The organism is Streptomyces sp. NPDC089919 (genome assembly GCF_040684615.1).
Classification (GTDB): domain Bacteria; phylum Actinomycetota; class Actinomycetes; order Streptomycetales; family Streptomycetaceae; genus Streptomyces.
The window spans coordinates 1-16837 of sequence record NZ_JBFBGK010000077.1 but is presented as its reverse complement, the minus strand read 5'-3'; the positions used below and the strand labels follow the sequence as shown (position 1 = coordinate 16837).

Sequence of the window (16837 nt, the reverse complement as noted above, 5' to 3'; positions counted from 1 at the left end):
GACAACCGGGGCGCGGCGACCGCCGGGATGCGGCGGCCACGGGGGCGCGGCGACCGGTCCGGGAACGCAAGCGCCCCCCACGCACCCGCCAGAGCCCACTTACCCTTGCTGCCTTCCGGCCCTGGGGGAGTTGGGTGAGATAGCGCCACGTGAGGGGCTGGCCCCAGCGTAGCGGATGAACCACCCGTGGATCGACCCACCTCCCCCGAGCGGAGCCCGCCGGCGAACGCGTTCGCTAGCACCCCTCAACGTCTTGTATTGTTTGCCGCGGAGGATTCGCCTAGTGGCCTAGGGCGCACGCTTGGAAAGCGTGTTGGGGGCAACCCCTCACGAGTTCGAATCTCGTATCCTCCGCCAGCCCAGAGGGCCGGTCCGCTTCGGCGGACCGGCCCTCTGGCGTTTTCCCCGCCGGATCCCGTGCCCCGGGCGGGAGGATGGGGGGATGGACGTCCGGCGGGCGGGTGGGTTCGTGGCGGGGGCGGGGGTGCCCGGGCGGGTCTGGTACGCCTCGTACGGGTCCAACATGCACCTGGAGCGGCTGGGGGCGTACATCGGCGGGGGCGTGCTGGCCGGCGGCGGGCGGGTCTATCCCGGGTGCCGGGACCGGCGGCCGCCGGAGCGGTCCGTGCCCGTCGAGCTCGACGGGCGGCTGTACTTCGCCACGGAGTCGCAGGTGTGGACGGGCGGGCGGGGCTTCTACGATCCGGCGGCCCCCGGCCGGATGCGGGCGCGGGCGCACCTGGTCACGGTCGGCCAGTTGTCCGACATCGCCGCGCAGGAGATGTACCGGGAGCCCGGGGCGGACCTCGACCTCAGGGGCGTGCTCGGCACCGGACGGGCCGAGTTGGGGCCCGGCCGGTACGAGACGCTGATCTGCCCCGGGACCATCGAGGGCGTTCCCGTCCTGACCTTCACGGCGCCGTGGACGATGGCGGACGTCGAGCCGGTCGCCCCGGCCGCGGCCTATCTGCGGTACCTGGCGGGCGGGCTGCTGGACGCCGGCCCCTGGGACGCGGCGGACGTCGCGGCGTACCTCGCGCAGTGCCCGGGGGCGGCCGGCGCCTGGTCCGCGGCGCGGATCGCGGCCCTGCTGGACGGGCGTACCGGCCTGGTGCCGTAAGGCAGACCGGCGGTAAGGCCTGGCACACCCGGAGTATGGTCGAGTGTATGGCGACCAAAAAGGTGACGGTGACGATCCCCGAAGACCTGCTGGACGAGATCCGCGCCGAGGCGGCGGAGCGGGGCCTCTCCGCGTACGTGGCCGAGGCCCTGCGCTTCAAGCGGGACCGGGACCGGCTGCTGGAGCTGGTGGACTGGCTCCAGGAGGAACACGGCCCGGTCAGCGTGGACGAGCGCGCCGCGGCCCTGGCCGAACTCGAGGAGCTCGACGCCGAGCACGACCGGCGACGGGCGGCCGGCGGCCACGGCACCGGAGAGGTTGCGTGAAGAAGCGGGCCGGCGAGCACGGCCAGCGACCGCTGCGCGTCTTCGTCCTCGACTGCGAGGCGCTGTCGCTCGCAGTGCGCGGCGACCGGAAGATGATCGCCCGGCTCGATCTCGCGGCGCGCGGCGAAGCCGAAGTGGTGACCTCTCCGCTCACCCTGGTCGAGGCCTACGACGGCCGGACGACCGAGCAGCGTTGGGACTGGGTGCTCTCCCGGCTCAAGGTGGCGGACATCGGGAAGGACGAGGCCCGCGAGGCCCGTCGGCTCCTGGCCGACGCGGGGCTGCACGGCCACAAGTACGCGATCGACGCCGTGCTGGCCGTCGTCGCGCGGCGGCAGAAGGGACAGGTCACAGTGTTCACCTCGGACGTCGACGACCTGGAGCAGCTGGTCCCGGGGACGGTCGTGGTCAGGCGGGTATGACCCGGTCCCGCCTCTCCCCTCACGGCGTTCCGACCCGGGCCGGGGTCCGGGCCGGGGTCGGGAGGGTGCCGGTCAGTTTCAGGAGCGGGGTGGTCATGAGGGTGGTGACCAGGGCCACCAGGGTGAGGAGGGCGAGCACCGGGCCCTCGACCAGGTGGGCCTCGCGGCCGATCTGGAGGACCACCAGCTCCGTCAGGCCGCGGGTGTTGAGCAGGATGCCCAGGGCCGCGCACTCCCGCCAGGGCAGGCCGGTGGCGCGGCCGGCCAGGGCGGCCCCGCCGGTCTTGGCCAGCACCGCGACCGCCAGCAGGGCGGCCAGCACCAGGCCCCCGCCGCCGTCCAGGCGGAGCGAGCCGAGGTCCACGCCGAGCCCGAAGCCCAGGAAGAAGAAGGGCAGCAGCACGGTCTTGGCGGTGCTGGCCAGCGGGGCCGCGGCGGCCCGGGCGGCCGGGTGGTCCACCGGCCAGACCAGGCCTGCCAGGCAGGCGCCGGTGAGCTGGTGCAGGCCGAGGGCCGCGGTCAGGGCCGCGCCGCAGCCGATCGTGACGACCAGGGCCGTCATCAGGGTGGCCGGCTCGGCGGTGCCGCCCCGGCGCTCGAACCAGCCGGCGGCGAAGCGGCGTACCGGCCCCAGGGCGAGGGCGGCCAGCAGCAGGGCGAGCAGCGCGCGCACCGCGGTCTCCCCCGGGCCCGAACCGCGCGCGAGGGCGACGACCGCCGAGAGGGCCAGCCAGCTGCCGCCGTCGCCGACCGCGGCGGCGAAGAGGCCGAGCCGGCCCGGCCGGCTGCCGGCGATGCCCAGGTCGTCGAGGATCCGGGCCAGCACCGGGAAGGCCGTGATGCTGACCGCGCAGCCGACGAAGAGGGCGAAGACGGACGGGGAGACGCCGGGCGGGGCGTACCGGCCCGCCAGCGGCCGGGCGAGGAGCGCCCCGCCGGCGAACGGGACCAGCAGGGAGGCCCCGCTGATCGCCAGGCCCTGGCGGGTCGCGCCGCGCACCCGCATCGAGGCGAGCTCCCGGCCGGTGGCAAACATGAAGAGGGCCAGGCCGATCTGGGCGAGGCCGTTGAACATCGGCAGCACCGCGGGCGGGAACAGCCGGCCGGCGACGTCCGGGGCCAGGGCGCCGAGCAGCGAGGGCCCGAGGGCGATCCCGGCCGCGACCTCACCGATCACGCGCGGCTGGCCGGCCTTCTCGACCGCGGCCCCGGCCGCCCGGGACAGGGCGAGGACCAGGGCCGCGCCGAGGAAGAAGTGCCCGATGGTGTCGAGGGCGAGCATGGGGACTCCCGGACGGGACGGCGGGCGGCACGGGGACGGGGGACATCAAGGGAGCACGGGCGTCAGTGGTGGGGGCGGCGGCCCAGGGCCATGCCCCCGAAGAGGAAGACCACGCCGAGGACGCCGGCGACCACGGCGGAGGTGGTCGCGGCGGGCTTCTGGCTGGCGTTGATCACCGCCGTGACGACGCCCATCACGGCGCTGATGTAGCAGAAGATCGTCAGGAAGATCCTCAGGTTGGGGTTCATGGGCGACGGTTCCAATCCGCTCGGGTCACGGGGTGGTGCGCCGCCCGGGCCGGCGCTGGGCCCGCCCGGACGGTGGTCGGGGCGTCAGCGGGGCGCGGTGCCCGTGGCGGAGAAGCCCAGCAGCATGACGTACGCGTCCGGGTCGCCACGGAACCGGTTCCAGCGGTCCGCCGCCAGGGCGAACTCGGAAAGTGTCAGCGCGCCGGCGGCGACCAGCGGCTGGAGCCGGCCGGGGCCCAGGTGCGGGGCGAAGGCCTCGGTGGGGTGGTCGTCGTTGGTGGTGGCGAAGGGCCGCAGCGCGACCTGCTCGTAGCCCGCGCCGCGCAGCAGCCGGGTCAGCCGGCGGCCGATCGCCCGGTCCCCGCCCGCCTGTTGCTGCGACCGGGACAACACGGCGTGGATCCCGGCCAGTTCGGGATAGAGCGGGTCGGCCAGACCCCAGCAGGACGCGTCCACCTCGGTCACCACGATCCGGCCGCCGGGCCGCAGCACCCGGCGGGCCTCGGCCAGCAGCGGGGCCGGGTCGGCGACGTGCTGGAGGACGTAGCGCAACAGCACGCAGCCGGCGGAGCCGTCGGCCAGCGGGAGCGCGGCGCCGTCCGCGACCAGCAGCGCGGCCCCGCAGCCGGCGGCGTGGGCCAGCAGCCCGCCGTCCACGTCCACGGCCGTCACCGCGAGCCCCGGCAGGGCGGCGCGCAGCCGCCTGGTGACCGCCCCGGAGCCGGCCCCGACCTCGATCAGCGGGCCCTGCGCCGGGTCCAGGCCCAGCTCGCGCAGGATCCGCAGCTCCTCGGGGAAGGAGAGCGCCGCCTGCGCCTCGAGCCGGGCCAGCTCGCCGGCCAGGCCGCCCGCGGTGGTCGCGCCGGGGTCGTACGAGCCGCCGGGCGGCCGGACCGCCGACGAGGACGGGCCGCCGCCGGTCGTCGGGCCCCCCGCCGCGCTCATCGGGGCCTCGCGGTCATGCGCATGCCGTATTTGGGGCGGAGGGTGACCAGGGCCTCCGGCTCCACCCGGAAGCCCGGTTCGGTCTCCAGACGGGCGCTGCGCATCAGGACCGCCAGCACCAGCGTCGCCTCGACCAGGGCGAGGTGGCGCCCGATGCAGGTCCGCTCGCCGCCGCCGAAGGGCAGGTAGAGGTGGCTGGGCAGGTCCGCCGCCGCGAACCGGCCGGGTACGTACGCATCGGGCCGCTCCCAGAAGTCCGGGTGCCGGTGCAGCACCCACTGGCTGACGCAGACCAGCGCGCCGGCCGGGATGTCGTACCCGCCGATGCGGTCCGGGCCGGTGGCCCGCCGGGAGATCAGCCAGACCGGCGGGTAGAGCCGCATGGCCTCCTCGACGGCCCGCCGGCAGTGCCCCAGCGCGGGCAGGTCCGCGGCGGTGGGGGTGCGGCCGCCGAGGACCGCGTCGATCTCGGCGCGGACCAGGCGGGCCTCCTCCGGATGCCGGTCCAGCAGGTACAGCGTCCAGGTCAGCGCCTTGGCGGTGGTCTCGTGCCCGGCCATGACCAGGGTGAGCACCTGGTCGCGCAGGGACTCGTCGTCCAGCTCGCCGATCATCGCGTCCAGCAGCGAGTCGGCCGGGCCGTCCGCCGGCTGCGCGGCACCCGCGGACCGCCGGGCGGCGATCACCGTCCGGGCGACCAGTCGCAGGAAGGCCCGTGCCTGGAGGTAGCCGTGGCGGCGCAGGTCGGTGTCGGCCGGGTCCGGGTCCGGGTCGGGTACGTAGTGGCCCATGAAGCGGTTGGCGGCGTCGACCGCGCGGCCGAAGCCCTCGCCCGCCGCGCCGAGGTCCACGCCCAGCACCGCGCGCGTCAGGATCGCCAGGGTCAGCGAGGTGAGGTGGTGCTCGACCGGCAGCACGGTGCCGGCCGCCATCGCCGGGCGCCAGCGCTCGACCAGCGCCTCGGCCTCCTCGGTGATGACCCCGTCGAAGGTGGTGACGGCGGTGCGCCGGAAGGCCGGTGCGCACAGCTTGCGCTGCCGGGCCCACTCCGGGCCGTTGCTGGTGAGCAGGCCGTTGCCGAGCAGCGGGCGCAGCATCGCGTCGTCGGGGGTGGCCGCCTTGGTGTAGTGGGCGACCCGGTCCTTGAGGACGTGCCGGACCAGATCGGGCCGGTGCAGCATGAACACCCGTTCGCCGTCGCCGAGATGGCTGGTGACGTCGCCGTACGTACGCTGCATGCGGGTGACGAAGGCCAGCGGGTCGGCGCGCATCTGCGCCATGTCCACGGGCTCCTGCGGCCCCGGCGGGAAGGTGCCCGCCGGTGCGGTGGTGGGTGTCACGTGAACCTCCGTGGCTGGCTGGATCCCGGTACGCATTCCGGTACCCGTTCCGTACGCGGTCCGGCACGCATTCCGATACGTATTCCCTTGCGCATTCCCGTACGCATTCCCGTACGCATTGCCGCGGGCGTTCCGGTACGCAGTCCGGATCCGGGGTGCGTACCGCCGCCCGCGCCGTTCCCCGGTCCCGGCGGGACGGGCCCGCGACGCGTCGGCACCGGTCGCCGCAAGGCCCCGACTGAGCTGCGGATACGGCGAGTCGGCCCACAGTAACCGGCCCGGCCGGGCGGCTCAATGCTTAGCAGGGGGAGCCGGTTACTCAGCCCGGTACTCATTCCCCGGGGCTTTTCGATTACGTTCCCCCGCGTCTTGGCGGGAGCGGTCCGGCGGGGTGAGTCTTTCGATGCCGCCGGCACAGCGACAGAAATGCACAGCCAGGAACCGCCCAACCGCAAAACGAAGGGAGAGTTCACATGGCACTCGACCCGCAGCAGCGCGCTGAGTTCGTGAACGCCTACACCCGCGTGCTCATCAGCTCCTGGTCGGACGAGGCGTTCGCCGCCCGCCTGCAGTCGGAGCCGCGCACGGCGCTCGCCGAGTCCGGCATCGAACTGCCGGCCGGCGCCGAGGTCGTCATCGTCACCCAGGCCCCCGAGGGCCACGGCGAGGGCAACCTGGACGTCCAGGTCGAGCTCTGGGAGACCGGCCTGGAGACCGGGCGCTACGAGTTCCACATCCCCACCACCCCGGCGGTGGACACCGCCGAGCTGAGCGAGGGCGACCTGTCCGACGTCGCGGCCGGCAGCTGCAACTACTGCTGCTGCCCGTGCTGCTGCTGCACCTGACAGGCCATCGTTCCCACTCCGCTGGAGCGTCCCATGTCCACAGCGCAGCCGGCCCCCGCCGTCTCCGTCCGCGGCCTTTCGAAGCGCTACGGGGACGTCGTGGCCGTGCGGGACATCAGCCTCGACATCGCTCGGGGTGAGGTGTTCGCGCTCCTCGGGCCGAACGGCGCGGGGAAGACGACGACCGTCGACATCCTGACGGGCGCCAGGCGCCGCTCCGGCGGAGACGTGCGGGTCCTCGGCCGTGATCCGGCCGGGGACCCGCGGGAATGGCGGGCCAGGATCGGCGTGGTGCCCCAGACGCCGGGCGCCTACGCCGACCTGACCGTGCGGGAGGTGGTGCGGCACTTCGCCGCGATGTACCCGGCGCCGCTGCCGGTCGACGAGGTGCTGGAGCGGGTGGGGCTCGGGGGGCTCCACGCCCGGCCGGCCACCGCGCTCTCCAGCGGCCAGCAGCGCCGCCTGGACGTCGCGGTGGGCGTGATCGGCGACCCCGAACTGATCTTCCTGGACGAACCGACCACGGGCCTGGACCCGGTGGCCCGGCGCGAGGCCTGGGAGTTGGTCCGCTACTTCGCCGGGCGCGGCCGGACCACCCTGCTGACCACCCACTACCTCGACGAGGCGGAGGAACTGGCCCAGCGGGCCGGGGTGGTGGTCGAGGGCCGGCTGGTCGCCTGCGGGCCGCTGGCCTCCCTCGGCGGGCGGGACCGGACCCCCGCCACCGTCCGCTTCCGGCGCTGCCCCGCGCTCGCCGGCCGGAGCCTGCCGCCGCTGCCGCCCGGCACCGTGGTCGTGGACGGCACCGCGGCCGTGGACGGCACCGGTGCCCCCGCCGGCACCGCCGTCACCCTGCACACCGCCGAGCCGACGCGGGCCCTCGCGGCCCTGCTGCCCTGGGCCCGGGAGGCGGGGGCGGCCGAGCTCACCGGGCTGCGCGTGGAGCGGCCCACGCTCGAAGAGACCTACCTGCGCCTCATCGACAGGGAGAGCTGCGCATGACCGTGACCGCCGAGGCCGGCGCCCGGACCGCCGCCGCCCCGCCGTCCCGCCCGCCGGTGCGCGGGCCCGGGCGCTACGCGGCGGCCTGCGCGGCGCGCGCCTCCGTCGAGCTCAAGGGCTTCTTCCGGAACCGGCAGTCGCTGGTCTTCACGCTCTTCTTCCCGGTGATCCTGCTCGTCGTCTTCGGCTCGATCTTCGAGGGCGAGGTCGAGGGCACGCACACCGACTTCCGCCAGGTCTTCATGGCCGGCGTGATCGCCGCCGGGGTGATGAGCACCGCCTTCTCGGGGCTGGCGATCAACGTGGCCATCGAGCGGGACACCGGCACGGTCCGGCGGCTGGCCCGCACCCCCATGCCCAAGTCGGCCTACTTCGTGGGCAAGTTGGTGCGGGTGGTGGTGACCACCGCGCTGGAGACCGCGCTGCTGCTCGGCATCGCCGTGACCGGCTTCGGGCTGCCGCTGCCCGCCACCCCGGGACGCTGGGCGACCCTCGGCTGGTGCCTGGCGCTGGGCACCGCGGCCTGCGCGCTGGCCGGCACGGCGTACAGCGCGCTGATCCCCAACAGCCGCTCCGCCGCGGCCGTGGTGACCCCGGTCTTCATGGTGCTCCAGTTCATCTCGGGGGTGTTCTACCCCTTCGACCAGCTGCCGCCGTGGATGCAGAACACCGCCGCGCTCTTCCCCGTGAAGTGGCTGGCCCAGGGCTTCCGTTCGGTGTTCCTGCCGGACTCCTTCACCGTCGCGGAGCCGGCCGGCGGCTGGGAGCCCGGGCGGACCGCGCTGGTCCTGGCCCTGTGGGCGGCCGGCGGACTGGCGGCCACCGTGCTCACCTTCGGCTGGCGCGGGCCCCGGGTGCGCTGAGCCTCCCAGCCCGTACCCCGCGCAGGAACCGGACACCAGGAGGAGACCGACGTGACCCAGGCCCCCGGGCTGCCCGCCGCCCTGGCCCACCCCTTCAGCCCCGCCGGGCGGCTCGACCCGTACCCGGCGTACGACTGGCTGCGCGGCCACCGGCCCGTGTACCGGGACCCGATGACCGGGCTGTGGCTGGTCACCGGCTACGCCGACTGCACGGCCCTGCTCAAGGACCCCGCCTTCTCGGCGGCGGCCGGGCAGCGCGAGCGGGCCCGGGAGGACGACCTGCCGGTGTCCATGCTGACCACGGACGGCACCGGACACGCCCGGTTGCGGGCCCCCGGGGCGCTGCTGCTCGGGCCCGCCGCCCTGGCCTCGGTGGCCGGGGCGATCGCGGCCGACGCCGACGCCCTGCTCGACCGGGCCGCCGCGCGCGGCCGGCTCGAGGACGCGGTGGAACAGCTCGGCGCACCGCTCGCCACCGCCGTGCTGGGCCGCCTCTTCGGGCTGCCCGAGGAGCAGTGGGACACCCTCGGCGCGCTCGGCCGGGCGGTCTCCCTCAACCTCGACCCGATGGCCCCGCCCCCGGTCGCCTCCCTCGGCCGGGCCGCCATGGGCGAGCTCACCCGCTACCTCGACGGACACCTCGACACGGCGCCGCCGAGCCCGCTGGCCCGGCTGGCCGCCGATCCGCGGCTGACCCGGCAGGAGGTGCTGGGGGTGCTGGGGCTGGCGGTGGTCGGCGGCTGGCAGCCGCTGGCCGAGTCGGTCGGCAACGCCCTGTACTGGCTGCTGCCCCGGCCGGAGGTACGGGCCGCGCTGCGCGGCGCCGGGCCCGAGGAGGCCGGGACGCTGATGGACGAACTGCTGCGGCTGGAGGCGCCGATCCCCTTCACCGCCCGGGTGACCGTGCGGGCGGCGGAGCTGCCGGGCGGCCGGATCCCGGCCGGACAGCGGGTGCTGGCGGTGCTGGCGGCCGCCAACCGGGACCCGGCCGTCTTCGCCCGCCCCGCCGAGCTGCTCCCCAGCCGGCGGCCCAACCCGCACCTCGCCTTCGGCGCCGGACCGCACTTCTGTCTGGCCGCCCGGCTGGTCCGGGAGACCGGCGCGCTGCTGCTCGCCCGGATCGTCCGCCGCTTCCCGGCGGCCGCCCTGGCCGGACCGGGCGCGCGCTGGGCCCCGACCCTGATCCCCCGGCGGCTGACCGGGCTCGCCGTCGACCTGGGCGCCCCGGCGCCGGTGGCGGCCCGGTCCGCGGCGGTGACCGGCCGTGCCTGAGGTCGTGGTGGTCGGGGCCGGGACGGCCGGGCTGGCCTGCGCCGCCCGGCTGGCCGAGGCCGGGGTCGAGGCGCTGGTGCTGGAGGCCCGGCCGCGGCTCGGCGGGCGGATCCGCACCTTCCGCCCGGCCGACGGGGGCCCCGCCCTCGAACTGGGCGCGCAGGTCGTGCACGGGGACCGCAACCCGGCCCACACGGTGCTCGGCCCGCTGCCGCCCGCACCGCGCCCGGAGGCCGCGTACGTCGTCTCCGGGCGGGTGGCCCGGTCCATGGGGGTGCTGGGCCGGGGCGCCCACCCGCCCTGGCTGCTGGAGGCCCGGCTGACCGGGTACGCCGGGGAGCCCGGGGACGGGCTCAGCGTGGCCGGCTGGCTGGCCCGCAGCGGCGCGGCCCCGGCCGAGGCGGCGACCGCCCGGGAGTGGCTGCGGCAGGTCTGGGCCGCCGACCCGGACCGGCTGGCCGCCGCGGACGTGGCCGCGGCGGTACGCCGGGACACCGGCGGGCGGGGCGAGTTCACCGTGCCCGGGGGCATGGACCTGCTGCCCCGGCGGCTCGCCGAAGGGCTGCGGATCCGTACCGGGACCCCGGTCCTGGCGGTCGGATCCGGCCCCGACGGCCGTCCGTACGTACGCACCTCCGAGGGCGAACTGGACGCCGAGCAGGTCGTGCTGGCGGTACCGCCGGCGGTGGTGCACGCCGGAGTGCTGACGCTCGAGGGGGCGGCTCCCGGGAGGCGGGCCGCGGCCGCCGCGCTCGTCCCCGGGGACGCGTACTGCGCCGTGGTCACGCTCTCCGGCAGCGCGCCGCAGACCGCCTCCGTCTTCGACGCCGACGGCACCAGCGGCTTCGTCTCCTGCCGGCGCGGGCGCCCCGAGGTGCTGGTGGTCGCCAAGGACGCGGCCGCCGCCTGCGTGCGCGGGGCGGCCGGCTCGGCCGCCCACCTGGCGGCGCTGCTCGGGGTCGCCCTGCCCTGGAGCAGGGGTCTGGCGGTCACCGCGGTGGTGGCGGCCGACTGGCGGGCCGACCCGTACAGCGGGGGCGCCTTCTGCGCCCCCGGACCGGGGGCCGCCCGCGCCGCCCTCGACTGGGCCCGGCCCGACGGCCGGCTCTTCTTCACCGGCGAGGCGGCCCTGACCGGACGCGGACTCCCCTGGCTCCAGGGCGCGTACGCGGACGGCCGGCGCGCCGCCCACGAGGTACTGGAGGCACGGAAGCCGTGACAGCGAACGTCCGCTCGGGCTGGTACCTGGCCGCCTTCACCTCCGCACTGGACGGCGAGGTGGTCCCGCTGGACATCGGGGGGCGGCGGCTGGCCGCCGTCCGCACGGACCGCGGGCTGCGGGTCTTCGACGCCGACTGCCCGCACCGGGGCGCCCACCTGGGACACGGCGGACGGCTCGCCGGCGACTGCCTGGTCTGCCCCTTCCACGGCCGCCGGATCGGTCTCGGGGAGCCGGCCGGGCCCGGCAGCCGGCCCTGGGTGCGCGAGCACGAGGCCGTGGTCTGCGGCGAGGCCGTCTTCGTCCGGCTCACCGACGGGCCCGAGGACGACCGGGGGATGCGCGCCGCGCTCAAGGAACTGGCCGGCAGCCACCGGCTGGTCAAGGCGGTGGAGCGGCCGGTGGCCGCGGCCGCGGACCTGGTCGTGGAGAACGCCTTCGACACGGACCACTTCACCGCGCTGCACAAGGTCTGGCGGGTGCGCGGGATGCGGCACCGGGCGGGCGCCTGCGGGGAGTTGGTGATGGACGGCGAGTTCCCGATGCCCGCCTCGCCCTGGCGGCCCGGGCCCCCGGCACCGGCACCGGCGGCGGGCGGCACCGGCGGCCGGCCGGCGCCCGCGGCCGCGGAGCCGTACGTACCGCGCTTCCACGCCCGGGCGTTCAGCCCCGCGGTGGTGCTCACCGAGTTCGGGCCCCCGGACGAGGTGCACGTGATCGTCACCGGCGCGGTGCCCGACGGCCGCGGCGGCTGCACGGCCCGGGTGGCCGTCGGGGTGCGCGCGGGCCGGGAGGACCAGCTGCCCGGGCTGATCGCCGGCAGCGAGCGGGCGCTGGCCGAGGACATCGCCGTCTGGGAGCACCTGAACCCGGCCGTGACCCCCCGCTACGACGCCGCCGACGCGGCCGTGCTGGCCTACCGCGCCTTCTGCGCCGGCTTCACCGGCCTCGACACGACCGCCGGGGCGGCCCGGTGACCGGCGGGCGGCCGTCGCCCGACCCGCGGCCCGATCCCCTGCCCGGTCCGCTGCCCGATCCGCGGCACGCGAGCGGGACGCCGCTGCCCGGCGAGCGCGAGGCGACGTACGACGGGCTGCGGACCCTGGCGTACGGGAGCGGGCCGGCCGTGCTGTGGGTGCACGGCTACACCATGGACGCCACGCTCTGGCGGCCCCTGTGGCGGCTGCTGCCCGGCTTCCGGCACATCGGCGTGGACCTGCCCGGGCACGGCCGCTCCGCACCGCTGAAGGCGGGCACCACCCTGCCGGAGCTCGGCGGCCGGGTGCTGGAGCTGGCCCGGGCGGTCGGGGCCCGCCGCTGGGCCGGGCTGTCCTTCGGCTCCACGGTCGTGCTGGAGATGGCCCTCACCGAGCCCGGGGCGGCGGACCGGCTGGTGCTCGGCGCGCCCACCCCGGCCGGCGGCCCGCCCGACCCGGCGGCCCGCAAGCGGTACGTCGAACTGCTGATGCTGCGCCGGATGCGGGGCGCGGCGGCGGCCGGGCAGCTGGCCGACCTGTGGATGACCGCGCCCCCGGACATCTTCCGGGGCACCGAGCGGCATCCGGTGCTCCGCGCCGAACTGCGGGCGGTCATCGCCCGGCACTCCTGGGCGGAGCTGGACGACGGCGCGATGGCGGGGCTCGCCGCCCGCGTGCACACCCCCGCCGAGCTGGCCCGGATCACGGCCGGCACGCTCGCCCTGACCGGCGCGGCCGACATGCCCGTCTTCCACGCCAACGCCGCCCTGCTGGCCCGGACGCTGCCGCGGTGCCGCTCCGTCGGAGTGCCCGGCACCGGGCACCTGCCGCTGCTGGAACGGCCCTGGGACCTGGCCGGTGCGCTGGCCGTCCACCTGGATGCGAAATCGGCCAGTTAAGGCCCCTGCGGCCGGATGTTCTGACCGTATAAATGGGCCTGGGCAAGCACATGACGGGGCTGGGGGGACATGCCTGTATTCGTGCTCGATTTCTTCGGTACGGTCCTCCAAGTGCTGGGGGCCGTCGACGAGTCCGACCTCTCCTTCTTCTTCGGACCGCACCTCACCGGACGCCGCGACGAGCTCCGACAGGGGCCGCTCAGCCTGCACTTCGCGTACCGGCCGGGCGGCGGCACCGGCCGGGAGGTCCGGGTGCTCGACGGCGAGGGCACCATGCTGCGCCGCTGGGCCTACCACGGGCCCGGCGGGATCCCGCCGGTGCTGCCGCCCTTCGCCGTCATGAACCGCACCTACGCGGTGGTCCAGGCGGCCGTGCTGGCCAAGGGCGCGGAGACGGTCGCCCTGGTGGGCGGCATCGGCTCGCCGCGCAACGCCCTGGCACTGGCACTGGGCGGACACGGCTGGCGGATGGTCTCCGGCCAGTACCTGGTCATCGAGCGGGCCACCGGGCGCACCTTGCCCTACCAGCTCCCGCTCGAACTGCGCGGGGCCGCCCTGGAGACCGCCCGGGCCGCCGGGCTCGCCGACGGCCCCGGGGGCGACCTGCGCTCCGTCTCCTCGCCGCTGACCGGGACCGCCCACCTCGTCCGGCCGGAGCGGCTGATCGCCGCCGCCGGCCCGGCCGAACGGCTCGGCCCGGCCCGGCTGGTGCGGCTGTGCACCACCGGCGCGCACCGCTGCCGCCTGGAGGAGTGGGAGTTCGCGCCCTCGGTGTGGCCCCCGGAGGCCGCCCGGGACCCGGCGCTCGCCGGGGCGCCCCGGATGCGGCTCCAGCTGCCCGAGACGGGCGCCGCCGAGGAGGCCGCCGACCTGCTGGACGAACGCCTGACCGCCACCGCGAACGGAGCCGCGCCGTGCCCCGCCGCACCGCGTACACCGAGGGAAGCCCCTGCTGGATCGACCACGTGGGCGTCGACCCCACCGGGGCGCGGGAGTTCTACGCGGCCCTCTTCGGGTGGCGGTTCCGACCCGAGGGCGACCGCGGCTACCACCTGATCCTCCGGGACGGCGAGATCGTCGGCGGGCTCGGGCCCGCCCCGGCCGGGCCCCGCTTCGGCACCGCCTGGAGCGTGTACCTGGCGGCGAAGGACCTCGACGCGGCCCGGGACCGGGCCGCCGCGCACGGCGCCCGGGTGCTCGTCCCGGGCGTCCCGGCGGGCGGCAACGGCCGGCTCGCCCTGGCCGTCGACCCCGCCGGAGCCCCCTTCGGCCTCTGGCAGGGCGCCCACGAGGAGGGCGTGGTACTGGTCGACGAGCCGGGCGCCCTCTCCGGGGCGGTCCTGCACTCGCCCCGGCCCGCCGCCTCCGAGGACTTCTACCGCGCCGTCTGCGGTACCTCGATCACGGCCCAACAGGGCGCGGAGGCACGGTGGTTGCCGCGCTTCGGCGTGACGGACGGGGCCGCCTTCGAGGAGCGGGCCCGGGCCGCGGGGGCGACGGTCCGGGGTCCGGGACTGCTGAGCGACCCCTGGGGGGCGGTTTTCGGCCACCTCGAACTCCCGTAGCTCGTACGGGAGTCCGGCGGCGGGCGGGGCGGTACGGGAAGCAGGACGCGGCGGCCCCACGGCAGCCGCGCCGGAGCGCCGGTACGCCGCACCGGGCCGGGGGCCGGCGGTCCCCGGCGCGGCCGGACGCGTGCCCGCCGCATTCCCCACCACCGCCTTTACGCAACGCACCGCATACGTAATCCACCCGCTGCGCATCACCCGCTGTTCAGTAGGACTCCCCGCCGTGCCAAGGTCGTTTCCGGTGGCAGGCAATCTCCGTCGCGCGGAATTCCGCCGCTCGCCGAGGGTCTGGAATACCGCGCATTTCCTCCGGGGAAACGGCCCGGGAAAGGGCAGGGGCGATGACATCCGAGATCGTGGTCATGGGCGGCGGGCCGGCCGGCTCCATCGCGGCGGCGCTGCTGGCCCGGCAGGGCGCGCGGGTGCGGCTGCTGGAACGCGCGCATTTCCCGAGGTACCACATCGGGGAATCCGTGGCGACGTCCTGCCGGGCCATCATCGACCTGGCCGGCGCCCTCGAGAAGGTCGACGCCCGGGGCTACCAGGTCAAGGAGGGCCTGCTGCTGCGCTGGGGCGCGGAGCGGGACTGGGTGGTCGACTGGCCCGAGATCTTCGGCACCGGGGCGCAGACCTCCTGGCAGGTGGACCGGGCCGACTTCGACGAGGTCCTGCTGCGGCACGCGGCCTCCCAGGGCGTCGAGGTGATCGAGGGCGCCCAGGCCCGCCGGGTGCTCTTCGAGGAGGACCGGGCGGTGGGCGTGGAGTGGACCCACGAGGGCCGCACGCACACCACCCGCACCGACCACCTCGTCGACGCCACCGGCCGGGCCGGCCTGCTCTCCGTCCGCCACCTGGCCAACCGCACCCCGCACGACGTCTTCCGCAACGTCGCCGTCTGGGGCTACTACCAGGGCGGGGACCTGCTGCCGCGGACCCCGGTGGGCGGCATCAACGTGATCTCCGCGCCGGAGGGCTGGTACTGGGTCATCCCGCTCAAGGACGAGGTGTACAGCGTCGGCTTCGTCACCCACCAGGACCGCTTCCGGCAGCGCCAGGAGAAGTACGGCGCGGACCTGGAGGGGCTGTTCCTGGACGCGGTGGCGGAGTCGGACACGGTGCGGGGGCTGGTCTCGGCGGGCGTCTTCCAGCACGACGTGCGGGTGGAGCAGGACTTCTCCTACACCGCGGACTCCTTCTGCGGGCCCGGCTACTTCCTGGCCGGCGACTCGGCCTGCTTCCTGGACCCGCTGCTCTCCACCGGCGTGCACCTGGCCATGTACAGCGGCATGCTGGCGGCGGCCTCCGTCCTGGCGGTGGGGGACGGCTCGGTGACCGAGGCCGAGGCGCTGGCCTTCTACGAGTCGCTGTACCGGAACGCGTACGCGCGGATGTTCTCGATGGTGGCCGGCTTCTACGAGCAGTACCGCGGCAAGGCCACGTACTTCTGGCTGGCGGCGCGGCTGGCGCGGGGGCGGCACCCGGAGCTGATGAAGGCCGGCTCGGTCCGGCCGGAGCCGCGCCGCTCCGAACCGGACAGCGAGGCCTTCGCGGCGCTGACCGCCGGCGTCCTGGACCTGGACGACGCGCGGCGGGCGGGGGGCGCGGCGGCCCTCCCGGAGCGGGCGCTGGCCTCCCGCATGTCCCGCCAGCACGACCTGACCGACCGCGACGCCGCCACCGGCCTCCACCTCGTCACCACCCCCCGCCTGGGCCTGGCCCGCACCCCCGCCTAGCCGCCGCCCGCGGCGTACGGGTACGCCTCCCGGCTGTGCCGGGGGCCGCCCCGGAGCCCCGCCCGAGACGGCCTCCCGTGGCCCTTCCATGGCCCCCGAGGCCGTTCGTGGTGTGTGGGGTAGCCCCTTGACGGGGTGTGGCAGGCTGGCTCGGAGGCAGGCCCGGGCCGGGGATGACCGCAGGTCACGGCGAAGCCGCGAAGTCCCAGGGGTGGGCCTGCCGCAGGGCCTGCAGGCCACCCCCCTCCCCCAGCTACCGCTGGGAGGTGCCCCCAGGGGCGCGGGGCCCCACACACCACGAACGGCCGCCCCGGCCGGGCCCACCTGGGCCCCGCCCACGGTTTTGCCACTCCTGCCCTGCGGGAGACCGCCTCCAGCCCCACCGCGGCACCTCCAACCCCGGCGGGGCAAATCCAGCCCCGCCGGCGTTTGAGGCGCGGGGTCCGGGGCAGCGCCCCGAAACCTAGGCCCCGCCCACCCTTTGGCACATCCCCGCCGGGGCACCTCCCAGCCCCGCCGGCGCTTGAGGCGCGGGGCCCGGGGCAGCGCCCCGAAACCTGGGACCGGCCCGCCCCTTGCGTCCGCCCGGGCGGGGACCGCCATTCCAGCCCCGCCGGCGTTTGAGGCGCGGGATCCGGGCCCGCGCCCGGCCGGTACGCGGAGCCAGCCCCACCCCGCCCCTTCCCGAAACCGGTGGGCGGCTGCCCCCGGAGCCCCCGGCCCCGCCGCTCCGCGACGGGCATTCGGGGCTCCGCCCCGGACCCCGCGCCTCAAAC

Annotated in this window: 17 protein-coding genes, 1 tRNA gene and 1 other RNA gene; 14 read left to right on the top strand and 5 right to left on the bottom strand. The window is 76.3% G+C overall.

The annotated features are described in order from the left end of the window. Positions 1-63 precede the first annotated feature (63 nt). Positions 64-162, bottom strand: an RNA gene (gene ffs, locus AB0O40_RS26465) — signal recognition particle sRNA small type. Between the two features lie 107 nt (positions 163-269). Here ffs and AB0O40_RS26460 point away from each other — a divergent pair. From AB0O40_RS26460 to AB0O40_RS26445, 4 genes are all read left to right on the top strand, one after another. Continuing rightward, positions 270-357: transfer RNA gene (locus AB0O40_RS26460), tRNA-Ser, on the top strand. Between the two features lie 85 nt (positions 358-442). Continuing rightward, positions 443-1120: a histone deacetylase gene (locus tag AB0O40_RS26455; protein WP_365046614.1), complete on the top strand. Its 678-nt coding sequence runs from the start codon at positions 443-445 to the stop codon at positions 1118-1120. A gap of 47 nt (positions 1121-1167) precedes the next feature. Then, positions 1168-1446 (top strand): CopG family transcriptional regulator, encoded by a 279-nt coding sequence (locus AB0O40_RS26450; RefSeq protein ID WP_365046611.1) that lies wholly within the window; start codon positions 1168-1170, stop codon positions 1444-1446. Further along, positions 1443-1868 carry a PIN domain-containing protein gene (locus tag AB0O40_RS26445; protein ID WP_365046608.1) on the top strand — a complete coding sequence of 142 codons (426 nt, stop codon included), beginning with the start codon at positions 1443-1445 and terminating at the stop codon, positions 1866-1868. The genes AB0O40_RS26450 and AB0O40_RS26445 overlap by 4 nt, the downstream gene beginning before the upstream one ends. Positions 1869-1887: 19 nt before the next feature. Here the strand turns inward: AB0O40_RS26445 and AB0O40_RS26440 are convergent, their stop codons facing one another. The 4 genes from AB0O40_RS26440 to AB0O40_RS26425 all read right to left on the bottom strand — a co-directional run bounded on the left by AB0O40_RS26440 (position 1888) and on the right by AB0O40_RS26425 (position 5683). Continuing rightward, positions 1888-3150, bottom strand: a complete 1263-nt coding sequence (locus AB0O40_RS26440; protein WP_365046605.1) for a cation:proton antiporter — start codon at positions 3148-3150, stop codon at positions 1888-1890. A 62-nt stretch (positions 3151-3212) separates the two neighbouring features. Beyond that, positions 3213-3398 (bottom strand): hypothetical protein, encoded by a 186-nt coding sequence (locus AB0O40_RS26435; protein ID WP_365046602.1) that lies wholly within the window; start codon positions 3396-3398, stop codon positions 3213-3215. 84 nt (positions 3399-3482) lie between these two features. Then, positions 3483-4343 carry a class I SAM-dependent methyltransferase gene (locus AB0O40_RS26430; RefSeq protein ID WP_365046599.1) on the bottom strand — a complete coding sequence of 287 codons (861 nt, stop codon included), beginning with the start codon at positions 4341-4343 and terminating at the stop codon, positions 3483-3485. Continuing rightward, positions 4340-5683 (bottom strand): cytochrome P450, encoded by a 1344-nt coding sequence (locus AB0O40_RS26425; RefSeq protein WP_365046596.1) that lies wholly within the window; start codon positions 5681-5683, stop codon positions 4340-4342. Before AB0O40_RS26425 ends, AB0O40_RS26430 begins: the two co-directional genes overlap by 4 nt. Before the next feature lie 473 nt (positions 5684-6156). Between AB0O40_RS26425 and AB0O40_RS26420 the strand changes: the two genes are divergently transcribed. The 10 genes from AB0O40_RS26420 (at position 6157) to AB0O40_RS26375 (ending at position 16061) form a co-directional block, all read left to right on the top strand. Beyond that, positions 6157-6528 carry a hypothetical protein gene (locus tag AB0O40_RS26420; RefSeq protein WP_365046593.1) on the top strand — a complete coding sequence of 124 codons (372 nt, stop codon included), beginning with the start codon at positions 6157-6159 and terminating at the stop codon, positions 6526-6528. 33 nt (positions 6529-6561) lie between these two features. Further along, a complete protein-coding gene (locus AB0O40_RS26415) occupies positions 6562-7530 on the top strand; it encodes an ABC transporter ATP-binding protein (protein WP_365046590.1) in 969 nt (322 codons plus the stop codon). Continuing rightward, positions 7527-8393 (top strand): ABC transporter permease, encoded by an 867-nt coding sequence (locus tag AB0O40_RS26410; RefSeq protein WP_365046587.1) that lies wholly within the window; start codon positions 7527-7529, stop codon positions 8391-8393. The genes AB0O40_RS26415 and AB0O40_RS26410 overlap by 4 nt, the downstream gene beginning before the upstream one ends. A gap of 51 nt (positions 8394-8444) precedes the next feature. Continuing rightward, positions 8445-9665: a cytochrome P450 gene (locus AB0O40_RS26405; protein ID WP_365046585.1), complete on the top strand. Its 1221-nt coding sequence runs from the start codon at positions 8445-8447 to the stop codon at positions 9663-9665. After that, entirely contained in the window at positions 9658-10884 is a 1227-nt protein-coding gene (locus AB0O40_RS26400; protein WP_365046582.1) for an FAD-dependent oxidoreductase, read from the top strand. Before AB0O40_RS26405 ends, AB0O40_RS26400 begins: the two co-directional genes overlap by 8 nt. Then, the gene (locus AB0O40_RS26395; protein ID WP_365046579.1) at positions 10881-11861 is read left to right on the top strand and encodes a Rieske 2Fe-2S domain-containing protein; all 981 of its coding nucleotides are present in this window, start codon (positions 10881-10883) and stop codon (positions 11859-11861) included. Before AB0O40_RS26400 ends, AB0O40_RS26395 begins: the two co-directional genes overlap by 4 nt. Next, positions 11858-12760 carry an alpha/beta hydrolase gene (locus AB0O40_RS26390; protein ID WP_365046576.1) on the top strand — a complete coding sequence of 301 codons (903 nt, stop codon included), beginning with the start codon at positions 11858-11860 and terminating at the stop codon, positions 12758-12760. The genes AB0O40_RS26395 and AB0O40_RS26390 overlap by 4 nt, the downstream gene beginning before the upstream one ends. Positions 12761-12829: 69 nt before the next feature. Next, a complete protein-coding gene (locus AB0O40_RS26385; protein WP_365046574.1) occupies positions 12830-13816 on the top strand; it encodes a hypothetical protein in 987 nt (328 codons plus the stop codon). Then, positions 13726-14325 carry a VOC family protein gene (locus AB0O40_RS26380; RefSeq protein WP_365046571.1) on the top strand — a complete coding sequence of 200 codons (600 nt, stop codon included), beginning with the start codon at positions 13726-13728 and terminating at the stop codon, positions 14323-14325. Before AB0O40_RS26385 ends, AB0O40_RS26380 begins: the two co-directional genes overlap by 91 nt. 344 nt (positions 14326-14669) lie before the next feature. Then, positions 14670-16061: an NAD(P)/FAD-dependent oxidoreductase gene (locus AB0O40_RS26375; RefSeq protein ID WP_365046568.1), complete on the top strand. Its 1392-nt coding sequence runs from the start codon at positions 14670-14672 to the stop codon at positions 16059-16061. Positions 16062-16837 lie beyond the last annotated feature (776 nt).

What these genes read in the sequence shown, in the direction of transcription:
- AB0O40_RS26455 (WP_365046614.1), top strand. Translation starts at nt 443, where the DNA reads ATGGACGTCCGGCGGGCGGGTGGGTTCGTGGCGGGGGCGGGGGTGCCC.
- AB0O40_RS26450 (WP_365046611.1), top strand. Translation starts at nt 1,168, where the DNA reads ATGGCGACCAAAAAGGTGACGGTGACGATCCCCGAAGACCTGCTGGAC.
- AB0O40_RS26440 (WP_365046605.1), bottom strand. Translation starts at nt 3,150, where the DNA reads ATGCTCGCCCTCGACACCATCGGGCACTTCTTCCTCGGCGCGGCCCTG.
- AB0O40_RS26435 (WP_365046602.1), bottom strand. Translation starts at nt 3,398, where the DNA reads ATGAACCCCAACCTGAGGATCTTCCTGACGATCTTCTGCTACATCAGC.
- AB0O40_RS26430 (WP_365046599.1), bottom strand. Translation starts at nt 4,343, where the DNA reads ATGAGCGCGGCGGGGGGCCCGACGACCGGCGGCGGCCCGTCCTCGTCG.
- AB0O40_RS26420 (WP_365046593.1), top strand. Translation starts at nt 6,157, where the DNA reads ATGGCACTCGACCCGCAGCAGCGCGCTGAGTTCGTGAACGCCTACACC.
- AB0O40_RS26415 (WP_365046590.1), top strand. Translation starts at nt 6,562, where the DNA reads ATGTCCACAGCGCAGCCGGCCCCCGCCGTCTCCGTCCGCGGCCTTTCG.
- AB0O40_RS26410 (WP_365046587.1), top strand. Translation starts at nt 7,527, where the DNA reads ATGACCGTGACCGCCGAGGCCGGCGCCCGGACCGCCGCCGCCCCGCCG.
- AB0O40_RS26385 (WP_365046574.1), top strand. Translation starts at nt 12,830, where the DNA reads ATGCCTGTATTCGTGCTCGATTTCTTCGGTACGGTCCTCCAAGTGCTG.
- AB0O40_RS26375 (WP_365046568.1), top strand. Translation starts at nt 14,670, where the DNA reads ATGACATCCGAGATCGTGGTCATGGGCGGCGGGCCGGCCGGCTCCATC.